Annotated in this window: 12 protein-coding genes; 10 read left to right on the top strand and 2 right to left on the bottom strand. The window is 42.6% G+C overall.

Annotation, left to right across the window (positions count from 1 at the left end):
• Window positions 1-56: 56 nt before the first annotated feature.
• The 5 genes from purD to purB all read left to right on the top strand — a co-directional run bounded on the left by purD (window position 57) and on the right by purB (window position 4,681).
• Window positions 57-1,319, top strand: a complete 1,263-nt coding sequence (gene purD, locus HT723_RS04560) for a phosphoribosylamine--glycine ligase (RefSeq protein ID WP_172934734.1) — start codon at window positions 57-59, stop codon at window positions 1,317-1,319.
• A 193-nt stretch (window positions 1,320-1,512) separates the two neighbouring features.
• Window positions 1,513-2,004: a 5-(carboxyamino)imidazole ribonucleotide mutase gene (purE, locus tag HT723_RS04555; protein ID WP_000165491.1), complete on the top strand. Its 492-nt coding sequence runs from the start codon at window positions 1,513-1,515 to the stop codon at window positions 2,002-2,004.
• A complete protein-coding gene (purK, locus tag HT723_RS04550) occupies window positions 1,991-3,082 on the top strand; it encodes a 5-(carboxyamino)imidazole ribonucleotide synthase (protein WP_023935450.1) in 1,092 nt (363 codons plus the stop codon). The genes purE and purK overlap by 14 nt, the downstream gene beginning before the upstream one ends.
• Window positions 3,083-3,091: 9 nt before the next feature.
• The gene (locus HT723_RS04545) at window positions 3,092-3,319 is read left to right on the top strand and encodes a hypothetical protein (protein WP_023935448.1); all 228 of its coding nucleotides are present in this window, start codon (window positions 3,092-3,094) and stop codon (window positions 3,317-3,319) included.
• Window positions 3,320-3,382: 63 nt separating this feature from the next.
• Window positions 3,383-4,681, top strand: coding sequence for an adenylosuccinate lyase (purB, locus tag HT723_RS04540; protein WP_100104650.1), 1,299 nt, complete (start codon window positions 3,383-3,385; stop codon window positions 4,679-4,681).
• 54 nt (window positions 4,682-4,735) lie between these two features.
• Here purB and strH read toward each other — a convergent pair whose 3' ends face one another.
• Window positions 4,736-8,665, bottom strand: a complete 3,930-nt coding sequence (strH, locus tag HT723_RS04535) for an LPXTG-anchored beta-N-acetylhexosaminidase StrH (protein WP_172934733.1) — start codon at window positions 8,663-8,665, stop codon at window positions 4,736-4,738.
• A 315-nt stretch (window positions 8,666-8,980) separates the two neighbouring features.
• On the bottom strand, window positions 8,981-9,697 hold the full coding sequence (locus HT723_RS04530; RefSeq protein ID WP_001007202.1) for a GntR family transcriptional regulator: 717 nt from the start codon (window positions 9,695-9,697) through the stop codon (window positions 8,981-8,983).
• A 346-nt stretch (window positions 9,698-10,043) separates the two neighbouring features.
• On the opposite strand from HT723_RS04530, the gene HT723_RS04525 reads away from it, so the two are divergent.
• From HT723_RS04525 to HT723_RS04505, 5 genes are read left to right on the top strand one after another with little or no spacing between them, the layout of a single operon-like run.
• Window positions 10,044-11,831, top strand: coding sequence for a beta-galactosidase (locus tag HT723_RS04525; protein WP_172934732.1), 1,788 nt, complete (start codon window positions 10,044-10,046; stop codon window positions 11,829-11,831).
• On the top strand, window positions 11,828-12,304 hold the full coding sequence (locus HT723_RS04520) for a PTS system mannose/fructose/N-acetylgalactosamine-transporter subunit IIB (protein ID WP_000156973.1): 477 nt from the start codon (window positions 11,828-11,830) through the stop codon (window positions 12,302-12,304). Before HT723_RS04525 ends, HT723_RS04520 begins: the two co-directional genes overlap by 4 nt.
• A 26-nt stretch (window positions 12,305-12,330) precedes the next feature.
• Complete coding sequence (locus HT723_RS04515) at window positions 12,331-13,236, top strand: PTS mannose/fructose/sorbose/N-acetylgalactosamine transporter subunit IIC (protein WP_000617019.1); 906 nt, start codon at window positions 12,331-12,333, stop codon at window positions 13,234-13,236.
• A complete protein-coding gene (locus HT723_RS04510) occupies window positions 13,223-14,038 on the top strand; it encodes a PTS system mannose/fructose/sorbose family transporter subunit IID (RefSeq protein WP_000185298.1) in 816 nt (271 codons plus the stop codon). Before HT723_RS04515 ends, HT723_RS04510 begins: the two co-directional genes overlap by 14 nt.
• A gap of 6 nt (window positions 14,039-14,044) precedes the next feature.
• Window positions 14,045-14,449 carry a PTS sugar transporter subunit IIA gene (locus tag HT723_RS04505; RefSeq protein ID WP_023940582.1) on the top strand — a complete coding sequence of 135 codons (405 nt, stop codon included), beginning with the start codon at window positions 14,045-14,047 and terminating at the stop codon, window positions 14,447-14,449.
• Window positions 14,450-14,574 lie beyond the last annotated feature (125 nt).

Genomic DNA, 14,574 nt, shown 5'->3' with positions numbered 1-14,574 from the left:
TAAAACGAACTTTTTTGATATAATGTTGGTAAATAATTCGCAAAAGAGGTTGAGGAATGAAACTGCTTGTTGTCGGTTCTGGTGGTCGTGAGCATGCGATTGCTAAAAAGTTACTTGAATCAAAAGACGTGGAAAAAGTCTTTGTAGCTCCTGGGAATGATGGGATGGCTCTGGATGGTTTGGAATTGGTAAATATCTCTATTTCCGAACATTCTAAATTGATTGACTTCGCAAAGGCCAATGATGTTGCTTGGACCTTTATCGGTCCAGATGATGCCCTTGCTGCTGGTATCGTGGATGATTTTAACCAAGCTGGGCTTAAGGCCTTTGGTCCGACTAGGGCTGCAGCGGAGCTGGAGTGGTCCAAGGATTTTGCCAAGGAAATCATGGTCAAATATGGTGTTTCGACAGCAGCCTATGGCACATTTTCAGATTTCGAGGAAGCAAAGGCCTATATCGAAAAGCATGGTGCGCCTATCGTAGTCAAGGCGGATGGCTTGGCGCTTGGGAAGGGTGTCGTCGTTGCTGAGACGGTTGAGCAAGCGGTCGAAGCCGCTCATGAGATGCTTTTGGACAATAAATTTGGTGACTCAGGTGCGCGCGTGGTTATTGAGGAATTCCTTGAAGGAGAGGAATTTTCACTCTTTGCCTTTGTCAATGGTGATAAGTTCTACATCATGCCAACGGCTCAGGACCACAAACGTGCCTACGATGGCGACAAAGGGCCTAACACGGGTGGTATGGGTGCCTATGCGCCAGTTCCACACTTACCACAGAGTGTAGTTGATACAGCGGTTGACACCATTGTCAAGCCAGTTCTAGAAGGGATGATTAAAGAAGGTCGCCCTTATCTGGGAGTTCTTTACGTAGGGCTTATCCTGACAGCTGATGGACCCAAAGTCATTGAGTTCAACGCTCGGTTCGGAGATCCAGAAACTCAGATTATCTTGCCTCGCTTGACCTCTGACTTTGCTCAAAATATCACAGATATCCTGGATAGCAAGGAGCCAAATATCATGTGGACGGACAAGGGTGTGACTCTGGGTGTGGTTGTCGCATCCAAGGGCTACCCGCTAGACTATGAAAGGAGCGTTGAGTTGCCAGCCAAGACAGAAGGCGATGTCATCACCTACTATGCAGGGGCTAAGTTTGCGGAAAATAGCAGAGCACTGATCTCAAACGGCGGACGAGTTTATATGCTCGTTACCACAGCAGCCACCGTCAAAGAAGCCCAAGCCAGCATCTACCAAGAACTATCCCAACAAAAAATAGAAGGACTCTTCTACCGAACAGATATCGGAAGCAAGGCAATTAAGTAAAGATATAAGAATAACGCGCCGTAGTCGCCAAACACGATAATGGTCGTCGTGGTGAAAAGACCAGAACAGTGAATGTTCTGGTCAGGGGGAAACTTTGAGACCTTAGGCTCAAAGTTTAGGAATGAAACCGAAGGTTTGCTTCCGTCCCCACCACCTAAGACCATTATCAAAAAAGAAGAAAAAAGGAAAAATTATGACTAAACCAATTATTTCCATCATCATGGGCTCAAAATCCGACTGGGCAACCATGCAAAAAACAGCAGAAGTCCTAGACCGCTTCGGTGTAGCCTACGAGAAGAAGGTTGTCTCTGCCCACCGCACACCAGACCTCATGTTCAGACATGCCGAAGAAGCTCGTAGCCGTGGCATCAAGGTCATTATCGCAGGTGCAGGTGGCGCAGCCCACTTGCCAGGAATGGTAGCTGCCAAAACAACCCTTCCAGTCATTGGCGTGCCAGTCAAATCTCGTGCCCTTAGTGGCGTGGATTCACTCTATTCTATCGTTCAGATGCCGGGTGGGGTGCCTGTTGCGACAATGGCTATCGGTGAAGCTGGTGCGACAAATGCGGCTCTCTTCGCCCTCCGTCTTCTTTCAGTAGAGGATCAAGCTATCGCGACGGCTTTGGCAGATTTTGCAGAAGAACAAGGAAAAATCGCAGAGGAGTCTACCAATGAGCTCATCTAAAACAATCGGAATTATCGGTGGCGGTCAACTGGGTCAGATGATGGCCATTTCTGCTATCTACATGGGGCACAAGGTTATCGCGCTGGATCCTGCGGCGGATTGCCCGGCCTCTCGCGTGGCGGAAATCATTGTGGCACCTTATAACGATGTGGACGCCCTCCGTCAGTTGGCAGACCGTTGCGATGTCCTCACTTACGAGTTTGAAAATGTCGACGCTGACGGTTTGGATGCCGTTATCAAGGATGGACAACTCCCTCAAGGAACAGATCTGCTCCGCATTTCGCAAAATCGTATTTTTGAAAAGGACTTTTTGTCAAACAAGGCTCAAGTCACTGTGGCACCCTACAAGGTCGTGACTTCTAGCCTAGACTTGGCAGATATCGACTTGTCGAAAAACTATGTCCTCAAGACTGCGACTGGTGGCTACGATGGTCATGGACAAAAGGTTATTCGTTCAGAAGCAGACTTGGAAGCAGCCTATGCGCTAGCAGACTCAGCAGACTGCGTCTTGGAAGAATTTGTCAACTTTGACCTTGAGATTTCTGTCATCGTGTCAGGAAATGGCAAGGAGGTGACGTTTTTCCCAGTTCAGGAAAATATCCACCGCAACAATATCCTGTCTAAGACCATCGTACCAGCCCGCATTTCTGAAAGTCTAGCAGACAAGGCTAAAGCTATGGCAGTGCGAATCGCAGAACAACTCAACTTGTCTGGAACTCTCTGTGTGGAAATGTTTGCGACAGCTGATGACATCATTGTCAATGAGATTGCTCCACGACCACACAACTCAGGCCATTACTCTATTGAAGCCTGTGATTTCTCTCAGTTTGACACCCATATTCTCGGTGTTCTCGGAGCACCATTGCCAGCCATAAAACTACATGCGCCTGCCGTCATGCTTAACGTTCTCGGCCAGCATGTTGAGGTCGCTAAAAAATATGTCACAGAAAATCCAAGCGCCCATCTCCACATGTATGGTAAAATAGAAGCAAAGCATAATCGTAAGATGGGACATGTGACTTTGTTTAGTGATGTACCGGATAGTGTGGAAGAGTTTGGGGAAGGGATTGATTTTTAGGACAAGTTCATGATACAAATTATCGTTAATACATTTATTGAAAAGGATAAGACTGGAGCAGTTGTCGAAGTCTTGTATGCCAGTGCTGACCAAGATAAGGTACAAGCTAAATATGAAGAACTAGCTGCACAATACCCCGAAAATTATTTAGCTATCTATGATGTACCGCTGGATACGGATTTGAATATACTAGATCATTACCCGTCTGTGTTTATTGGAAAAGAGGAGTTTGAGTAGAAATCTTGGTTTACCTAGATAGCTTATTCCCAACAGCTTAAGAAGAAAGGAAAAATGAACAACATGATCAACCGTTACTCTCGCCCTGAGATGGCGAATATTTGGAGCGAAGAAAATAAATACCGTGCTTGGCTTGAAGTGGAAATCTTGGCTGATGAGGCATGGGCTGAGTTGGGGGAAATCCCTAAGGAAGATGTGGCTTTGATTCGTGAGAAAGCGGATTTTGACATTGACCGTATTTTGGAAATTGAGCAGGAGACGCGCCACGATGTGGTGGCTTTCACGCGTGCGGTTTCTGAGACTCTTGGTGAAGAGCGCAAGTGGGTTCACTATGGCTTGACTTCTACTGACGTGGTGGACACGGCCTATGGTTACCTCTACAAGCAGGCCAACGACATCATCCGTCGTGACCTTGAAAACTTCACTAATATCATCGCTGACAAGGCCAAGGAGCACAAGTTCACCATCATGATGGGGCGTACTCATGGTGTGCACGCTGAGCCGACAACTTTTGGTCTTAAATTGGCAACTTGGTATAGCGAAATGAAACGCAATATCGAGCGTTTCGAGCATGCGGCTGCTGGTGTAGAAGCTGGTAAGATTTCTGGTGCGGTTGGGAACTTTGCCAATATCCCACCATTTGTAGAGGAGTATGTCTGCAACAAGCTTGGTATCCGTGCTCAAGAAATCTCTACACAAGTCCTTCCTCGTGACCTTCACGCTGAGTACTTTGCAGTTCTTGCCAGCATTGCGACTTCAATCGAACGTATGGCGACTGAGATTCGTGGTTTGCAAAAATCTGAACAACGCGAAGTGGAAGAATTCTTTGCTAAAGGGCAAAAAGGTTCATCTGCAATGCCTCACAAACGCAACCCAATCGGTTCTGAAAACATGACAGGTTTGGCGCGTGTTATCCGTGGTCACATGATTACGGCTTATGAGAATGTCGCTCTCTGGCATGAACGTGACATTTCCCACTCATCAGCTGAGCGTATCATTACACCAGATACGACCATTTTGATTGACTACATGCTCAACCGTTTTGGAAATATCGTCAAGAACTTGACAGTTTTCCCAGAAAATATGATCCGCAACATGAACTCGACTTTTGGTCTTATCTTTAGCCAACGGGCTATGTTGACATTGATTGAAAAAGGCATGACCCGTGAGCAAGCCTATGACTTGGTGCAACCAAAAACAGCCTACTCTTGGGACAACCAAGTAGACTTTAAACCACTTCTTGAGGCAGATTCAGAAGTAACATCACGTCTCACACAAGAAGAAATCGATGAAATCTTCAACCCAGTTTATTACACCAAACGAGTGGATGATATCTTTGAACGTCTTGGACTAGGTGATTAATTAAAAAATAAACAGCGAGCTTCAATCTCGCTGTTTATTTTTTATCGAAAAGACTTAGTCTTCTTTTCTTTTAGTGAGTCCATAAGCTGCTAGTGTGGCCATGAGTCCTGCGACTACTAGTCCTGCAGAATCGTGAGTTCCTGTTTCAGGAAGTTTTTTCTCTATTACCACAGGAGCTGGATCTTGAGGAAGAGCTTTGCTTTCCTCAGCAGGAGCAGTTGATGGAGCTGGTTGGCTTAGGATTTCTAGTTTTGGTTTTTCTTCAGCAATAGCGGCTTGTCCGTTTTCATCGCCTACATGTGTTACCATAGTTCCGACTTCGACTATTTGAGTAACGGCTTCCTGTGCTACGACACTATTTACGAGTGTTTTCACTTCCTTACCATCGGCAGAAGTGCTCACAGAGTAGAAGTTGCTACGATGTCCATTGACACCCTTAGTAATGACTTGTGTTTTTCCTTTGAGTAAGAGTGGATTTTCACGAGTCACTGTGGTAAATGGAATTTCTTCTTCTTGGATATCCAGTCTAGGTTTTACCTCAGTAGTTGGTGCAAGACCACTTTCATCACCCTTGTGAGTTACAGGAGCGCCAACTTCAACCACTTGGTTTATAACTTCTTTGGTTACCTGGCTATCAAGGACTGTTTCTGTTGTTTTTCCATTTTCAGTGAGTACAGAGATGTAATGAGTTCGTTCACCTTTGACTCCTGCTGTGATAATATTTTCCTGACCAGCTGGGAGGTTAGGATTTTCTTTCTTGATAACTTCAAATGGAATTTCTTCAGTTCTTGTGATGAGTTCTGGTCTGGTTTCAACATTGGCAGCCACTTCATTTTCATCTAGGCTTCCTGAATGAGTTGCAGCTGGTTTGAGGCCTTGAAGAGCGGCTTTTAGGTTGGCTACAAGTGTGTCAAGCTCAGCTTGTTTATTACGGTTGAGGTTGTAATTTAGAGCTGTTTTAGCTGCGTCAAGGGCCTCAAGACTTTCTTTACTATATCCTTCTAAGTTTGTAGGAATTTTAGCTAATTCTTCGCGGAGAGCATTATAATTAGCACGGAAGTAGTCTTTGTTGTGGTCTGCAAAGGCAGTCATGAGTTCAAAGATTTCCTCTTCCTTGTATTCAGCGCTTGGTCTATCTGCCCAGATTGAAAGCATACTTCCGACTGTTGGAAGATCTACTTCAGGATATTTGGTAGAAGCTAGTTGATTGAATGGAACTTTTCCAGAATTTTCAATTGCCTTTGAAAGAGGATAAGCTTCATCTTGTTTGTGATTTCCTAAAACATAGTACCAGTCACCGTTGGTATTCAAGAACTTATAACCTTTGTTTGCCAGATACTGAGGTGACGCAAGGTTGTAGCCCCACCAGCCTTTAGACCAGTAAGAAATCAAGACATCTTTATCGAATTCAGCATCATCCTTGTCTTCGTAATAGAAGCCATCGTTGAAGGCCATTGGTTGTAGCCCTCTTTCCTTAGCCATAGCAGCTAGACTGTTAGAATAGTCTGCAAACTTGTTATAGAGTCCATACCATTTGAGGTAGTACCAACCTTGGGCGTTGGTCGCATCATTGGCATATTCATCTGTACCATAGTTGAATATCTTTGATTTATCAGCAAAGTAATCCATATACTTACCGATAAGGGCTTTGGTAAAGTTAAGGGCTTCTTGATTTTCAAGGTCCATGGTTGTTTTTGAAACTTTATCAAAGTTTGCTTGAGGATTTTTAATACCTAATTTTTCCATGGCAACCAGCATAGCATCCATATGTCCTGGACTATTGATAGCTGGAATCAGACCAATACCTTTTTCCTTAGCGTATTTAGCAAGCTCTGTCACTTCTGCCTGTGTCAGTGCAGTACCGTTTGGATCGTCGTAGTAAGCTTTAGTTCCTTCGATAATGGCTTTTTTAACGTCATCACTAGCATAGGTTTTTCCGTTTGCAGTAATGGTCATATCATCGAGTAGGAAGCGAAGGCCATCATTTCCTAGAAGGAGGTGGGCATCAGAGTAGCCGAGCTCACTGGCCTTGTCTACGATGCGTTTGAGCTGGTCCAGAGTAAAGTATTTGCGTCCAGCATCGATTGAGATTACCTTGTTTTTGGCAAGTTTTTCAACCTCACGTTTAGCTTCTTCTTCTTTTTGAGCTTCAGGCGTGAGGGTCAAGTTGTTGACAGTTTCTTGAAGTTTAGCAATGGCTTGATCAATCGTATCTTGTTGGGCACGGCTAAGGTTGCTATCGAGAGAGCGAATAGCTTTTTCAGCTTCTTTTACGGCCGCGACGCTTTCTGCAGTATAACGGTTCAGGTCTTTTGGTACCTCGTTAAGTGCTTGCTCTGCAGATTCATAATCAGCTGCGAAGTATTCAGCGTTGGCATTTGCAAAATGACGCATGAGTTTGAAGAGGTGTGATGGTGAATAACGTGCAGATGGAGTGTCAGCCCAAGCAGCTACCATACCACCGATGATTGGGATATCAGCTCCTTCTGTTTTTGGTACAGAAGTGATTGGTGTGTTTTTAATACCATTGAGCCCCTGATCGAGATTGTACCAGCCTTGGCCATCAGCGTTTCGTCCAAGAACGTAGTACCAAGCATCATTGGTATTAAGGATTTGGTGACCTTTTTCAGCTAGTAGTTTAGAAGAAGCGACATCGTAGCCTCCCCAACCACCAGTCCACATAGAAACGATGATGTCTTTGTCAAAACTACCAAAGCTTGTGTCGCTATTGTAGTAGATACCGTCGTTAAAGGCCATTGGTTTGAGACCGTGCGATTTTACAATACGAGCGAGGTCATTGGCGTAGGCAATAAATTTTTCATAGCCTTTTACAGGGTAGCCTTCGTTTGGATAGTATTTATCAGCTTGAAGCACAATCCAACCTTTAGCATCTGTCGCATCATTGGCATATTCATCAAGTCCGATGTTGAAGATTTCAGTCTTTTTCGCGAAATAAGCAGCATACTTGTCGATAAGGGCTTTTGTAAAAGCGACAGCTTGTTCGTTGTCAAGATCGACAGTACGGGCTGATTCCTTCCCAAAATAGCTAAAGTTAGGGTTTTGGATTCCCAATTCTTTCATGGCATTGAGAATCGCATCCATGTGACCAGGACTATTTACTGTCGGAATGAGACCGATACCTTTATCTTTTGCATAGTTAATCAGATCTGTCATTTGACTTTCTGTTAAGTGATTGCCGTTTGGATCGTTGTAATAATCATTTGTACCTTTTTCAATGGCGCGTTTGACATCGTCACTGGCATAGGTCTTGCCGTTAGCTGTGATGCTCATATCGTCCAACATGAAACGAAGTCCATCATTTCCGACTAATAGGTGTAAATCAGTGTAGCCATAATGTTTCGCTTTATCGATGATTTCCTTGAGCTGTTCTGGTGAGAAATATTTACGTCCAGCATCAATAGAAACAATTTTCTTTTTCGCTAGTTTTTCACTTACAGTTGCAGCACGTTCCTTTCCTGCCTCTGTTGCCGGTTTGTCAGCCTCTGCTTTCGCTTCATTTTTTTTAGCATCTTTTTCAGCTGGTTTATCCTTGTCAGTCTTGTCTGTATTTGACTCTTTAGAATCAATCTCTTTAGCTTCTTCTGCCTTTTTATTAGCAGTTTCTTTTTCAGCAGAAGTTGGAGTTACCACTTCTGCTTTATCACTAGGAGTTGAACTAACTTCCTCTTGTGGTTTTTCTTCTGTTTTTGGAAGACTAGCTACCTTATCAGTAGCTGGAGTTTCTGTTTCTACAGTTTTTGGAGTTTCTGGTTGAAGCTCTGCTTTAGGTGTTTCCTCAGTCCGATTTTCGGATGGTTGAGGGGAATCAGAAACCGTATGGATGGTCGGTTGGTTTTCTGTAGTAGTAGGAGTAACTCCATCGGCTGCAACAGTCTGTGCTTGGAAGGCAAATCCAATTAGAACAGAAGCTGCTCCTACAGCGTATTTACGAATAGAAAAACGCTGTTGTTTTTCATGTTTCATTGCAAAACCTCCTGATTGCATTGTTATATTGATAGCGATTATATAAATCAACGCCTTTATTTTATTTCTTATATTAACGAGAGTCAAGAGGAGATGACAAAAAACTATAATAAGTATAAAAAAATATAAAATTTAAGCTTAAGATTTCAGATTGGTCAGAAAAAATATGTATATATATCTAGTATAATTTTTGGTTCTATTTCTATAAAATATTCCACAAATTATAGAATCTTCCAAAAATAGGTAAGCGCTACCTTTTTGGTGTGGTATAATAAGCATAGAAAAAGCCCGAGCGATTAGGCTCAGGCTTTCTTCTTAGTGATCACGGTCACATGAGATGAATTTAATCTTGTAGTAATCAGATCGTTTGTAAGTTTCACTGTATTCTAAAACTTGGCCAGTTGATTCGAGTTTGGTGATTTTAGTTTGTAGGACAGTAGGGAATTGTTCATCGACTCCGAGGACTGAAGCCGCATGTTCTGGAGTTGGAAAGACTATTTCATTGATTTCTTCAAAGTGTTCATCATTCATGTGAATGTGGTAGTCTAACTTGAAACGGTTATAGATAGAACTATAGTATTCAAGGTTTGGATAATTTGCGTTGATATATTGTTCTGGGATGTAGGATGTATGGTAGATATAAACGACACCGTTTGATTCGCGGATACGTTCAATCTTGTAGTAGAATTGATCGCCACGTAGACCCAATTTTTCCAAGTAAACGAGCTTGTTTCCGCGTTCAATTGAAAGAACAGTTACCTTATCATCTTTAGCATTAAAGAGTTCAATATCTGAAAACTCTACAAGCTTGTGTTTGCGTGCACGTGAAACGAAGGTTCCTTTTCCTTGTTGGCGGACAATATAGCCATCTTTAGCAAGGTCGTTTAAGGCGCGGACAACTGTGATAGAGCTGACATCGTACATTGAAATGAGCTCTGCTTCAGTGTAAAATTTATCTCCACTGCTAAACTGCCCAGAGATGATTTTATTTTTTAATTCGTCTTTTATGTATTGATATTTGGGAATTGCCATATTTTTACCTCTATTTTCCTTCTCCATAGAAAATTTTACCATAAAAGCGAAAAAAATAGTAGTCTTTTGAATAAAAAATTAGATAACAGATTAAAAAATTAAGTTACATAGGCATTGTACGTATTTTATAAATGTATTTTGTGCAAAATTATTTTAGGTTCTCTATTCCGAATTTAAAGAGTGTTTGAAATGGGTCTGAAAATGTTTGAAACTAATTGAACGTGTGTATAATAGTAAAATTGCAGTAAATATCCCTACAATTTCTATTGACAATTCAAACAGATTGGTTTATAATGACTATAACAACAAATGAAAGCGCAAACTTTCGCAGTCAGAAGGTAGTTTTATGACACGATTTGAGATACGAGATGATTTCTATCTCGATGGAAAATCATTTAAGATTTTATCTGGTGCCATTCATTATTTTAGGGTTCCTCCAGAGGATTGGTATCATTCGCTCTATAACTTGAAGGCTCTTGGTTTTAATACGGTAGAGACTTATGTGGCTTGGAATTTACACGAGCCTCGTGAAGGTGAGTTTCATTTTGAAGGTGATCTGGATTTAGAGAAATTTCTCCAAATAGCGCAGGATTTGGGTCTCTACGCAATTGTGCGTCCGTCTCCATTTATCTGTGCGGAATGGGAATTCGGTGGCTTACCAGCTTGGCTCTTGACCAAGAACATGCGAATTCGCTCATCCGACCCAGCATATATCGAGGCAGTTGGTCGCTATTATGACCAGCTCTTGCCAAGACTGGTGCCTCGTTTGTTGGACAATGGTGGCAATATTCTCATGATGCAGGTTGAAAATGAGTATGGTTCTTACGGAGAAGATAAGGCTTACCTGAGAGCCATTCGACAGCTGATGGAAGAGTGTGGCGTAACCTGTCCTCTCTTTACATCAGATGGTCCTTGGAGAGCTACTCTGAAAGCGGGAACCTTAATTGAAGATGACCTCTTTGTAACAGGCAACTTTGGTTCTAAAGCTCCATATAACTTTTCACAGATGCAGGAATTCTTTGATGAACATGGTAAGAAATGGCCACTCATGTGTATGGAGTTCTGGGATGGCTGGTTCAATCGTTGGAAAGAACCGATTATCACACGGGACCCAAAAGAATTGGCAGATGCAGTTCGAGAGGTTTTGGAGCAAGGCTCCATCAATCTTTACATGTTCCACGGTGGTACAAACTTTGGCTTCATGAATGGTTGCTCGGCTCGAGGAACCTTGGATTTGCCACAAGTCACATCTTATGATTACGATGCCCTTCTGGATGAAGAAGGAAATCCAACTGCCAAATATCTGGCAGTCAAGAAGATGATGGCAACCCATTTTCCAGAGTATCCGCAGCTGGAACCACTCTACAAAGAGAGTATGGAGTTGGATGCTATTCCACTAGTTGAAAAAGTTTCCTTGTTTGAAACTCTGGATAGCTTGTCAAGTCCAGTAGAAAGCCTCTATCCTAAAAAGATGGAGGAGTTGGGACAAAGCTATGGCTATCTACTCTATCGAACCGAAACAAACTGGGATGCAGAAGAAGAAAGACTTCGTATCATTGACGGTCGAGATAGGGCTCAGCTTTATGTCGATGGTCAGTGGGTTAAAACCCAATATCAGACAGAGATTGGGGAAGATATTTTCTATCAAGGCGAAAAGAAAGCGTTATCTAGGATTGACATATTGGTAGAAAATATGGGGCGTGTCAACTATGGACATAAGTTCTTAGCAGATACGCAACGTAAGGGAATTCGGACAGGGGTTTGTAAGGATTTGCACTTCTTACTAAACTGGAAACACTATCCACTCCCACTAGATAATCCTGAGAAAATTGATTTTTCAAAAGGATGGGCAGAAGGACAACCAGCCTTTTACGCTTTCGACTTTACTGTCGAAGCGCCAAAAGATACTTACCTAGACTTATCTGAGTTTGGTAAGGGAGTTGCCTTTGTCAATGGGCAGAACCTAGGACGTTTTTGGAACGTCGGCCCTACTCTCTCGCTTTATATTCCTCATAGCTTCCTCAAGGAAGGTGCCAACCGCATCATTATCTTTGAAACAGAAGGTCAATATAAAGAAGAGATTTATTTAACTCGTAAACCTACACTAAAACACATAAAGGGGGAAAACTTATGACAATTGTAGGATGCCGTATCGATGGACGTTTGATCCACGGACAAGTAGCCAATCTTTGGGCTGGAAAACTAAATGTTTCACGTATTATGGTTGTAGACGACGAAGTTGTCAACAACGACGTTGAAAAGAGTGGTTTGAAGCTTGCGACACCACCAGGTGTGAAATTAAGTATTTTGCCAATTGAAAAAGCGGCAGCCAATATTCTTGCTGGAAAATACGATAGCCAACGTCTCTTTATCGTGGCTCGTAAACCAGACCGCTTCCTTGGTTTGGTAGAAGCAGGTGTACCACTTGAAACCCTTAATGTTGGAAATATGTCTCAAACACCAGAAACTCGTTCTATTACACGTTCTATCAACGTAGTAGACAAGGATGTGGAAGACTTCCACAAATTGGCAGAAAAAGGTGTTAAACTTACTGCTCAAATGGTTCCAAATGATCCAATTTCAGACTTTTTGAGCTTATTAAAATAGGAAAAAATTTTTAGGAGGTCATTGTTATGATACAATGGTGGCAAATTTTACTTCTCACTTTGTACTCAGCTTATCAAATCTGTGATGAGTTGACGATCGTTTCATCTGCAGGTTCCCCTGTATTTGCTGGTTTTATTACTGGTTTAATCATGGGAGATGTGACTACTGGTCTACTTATCGGTGGTAACTTGCAACTATTCGTTCTTGGGGTTGGTACCTTCGGTGGTGCTTCTCGTATCGACGCAACTTCTGGTGCAGTTCTTGCGACAGCCTTCTCTGTTTCACAAGGAATTGATACAGCACTTGCGATTACAACAATCGCTGTGCCAGTAGCAACTCTCTTGACTTACTTCGACGTTCTTGGACGTATGACAACTACTTTCTTTGCTCACCGTGTGGATGCTGCAATCGAACGCTTTGACTATAAAGGTATTGAACGCAACTACCTACTTGGTGCGATTCCTTGGGCTCTATCTCGTGCCCTTCCAGTCTTCTTTGCGCTTGCTTTTGGTGGTGAATTTGTACAACACGTAGTAGACTTCGTTACAAAATACCAATGGGTTGCAGATGGTTTGACACTCGCAGGACGTATGCTTCCAGGTCTTGGATTTGCAATCTTGCTTCGTTACCTTCCAGTTAAACGTAACCTTCACTACCTTGCTATGGGATTTGGTTTGACAGCTATGTTGACTGTTCTTTACTCATATGTAACTGGTCTTGGTGGCGCTGTTGCTGGTATCGTAGGCACTCTACCGAAAGATGTTGCTGAAAAAATTGGTTTCGTGAACAACTTCAAAGGTTTGTCTATGATTGGTATCTCTATCGTAGGTATCTTCCTTGCAGTGCTTCACTTCAAAAATAGCCAAAAAGTAGCTGTAGCAGCACCTTCTACACCATCAGAAAGTGGGGAAATCGAAGATGACGAATTCTAATTACAAACTTACAAAAGAAGATTTTAACCAAATCAACAAACGTAGCTTGTTTACTTTCCAATTGGGTTGGAACTACGAACGTATGCAAGCTTCTGGTTACCTTTACATGATTTTGCCTCAATTGCGTAAAATGTATGGGGATGGAACTCCTGAATTGAAAGAAATGATGAAAGTTCATACTCAATTCTTCAATACTTCACCATTCTTCCACACCATCATCGCTGGTTTTGATCTTGCCATGGAAGAAAAAGATGGTGTAGGTTCAAAAGATGCGGTTAACGGTATCAAGACAGGTTTGATGGGGCCATTTGCTCCTCTTGGAGATACAATCTTTGGTTCACTTGTACCTGCTATCATGGGGTCAGTCGCAGCAACTATGGCTATCGCTGGCCAACCTTGGGGGATCTTCCTTTGGATTGCAGTTGCAGTAGCCTATGACATCTTCCGTTGGAAACAGTTGGAATTTGCTTACAAAGAAGGGGTTAACCTTATCAACAACATGCAAAGTACCTTGACAGCTTTGATTGACGCTGCATCTGTACTTGGTGTCTTCATGATGGGTGCTCTTGTAGCAACAGTGATTAACTTTGAAATTTCTTACAAATTGCCAATCGGTGAAAAGATGATTGATTTCCAAGACATCTTGAACCAAATCTTCCCACGTTTGCTTCCAGCAATCTTTACTGCCTTTATCTTCTGGTTGCTTGGTAAGAAAGGTATGAACTCTACTAAAGCTATCGGTATTATTATCGTACTTGCTTTGGCTCTTTCTGCCCTTGGTCACTTTGCACTTGGAATGTAATTTCTTATGACTAAATCATTAATTTTGGTGAGCCATGGTCGCTTCTGTGAGGAGCTTAGAGGTAGCACAGAAATGATTATGGGCCCACAAGATAACATTTACACAGTAGCTCTTCTTCCAGAAGATGGCCCAGAAGAATTTACTGCTAAATTTGAAGCTGTTATTGAAGGGTTGGATGATTTCCTAGTCTTTGCGGATCTTCTCGGTGGGACACCTTGTAATGTGGTGAGTCGCTTGATTATGGAAGGTCGTGATATTGACCTTTACGCAGGGATGAATCTTCCAATGGTGATTGAATTTATCAATGCGAGCCTTACAGGCGCAGATACGGACTACAAGAGCCGTGCTGCAGAAAGCATTGTGAAAGTTAATGATCTGTTAGCGGACTTCGATGATGACGAAGATGAATAATACTCTTCGAAAATCTCTTCAAACTACGTCAACGTCGCCTTGCCGTAGGTATGGTTTTACTGACTTCGTCAGTTCTATTCACAACCTCAAAACAGTGTTTTGAGCCGACTTCGTCAGTCTTATCC

The sequence above is a fragment of the Streptococcus sp. 2106 genome (assembly GCF_013277315.1).
In the GTDB taxonomy this organism is placed as follows: Bacteria; Bacillota; Bacilli; order Lactobacillales; family Streptococcaceae; genus Streptococcus; species Streptococcus pseudopneumoniae.
This window is presented reverse-complemented; position numbering and strand designations above follow the sequence as displayed.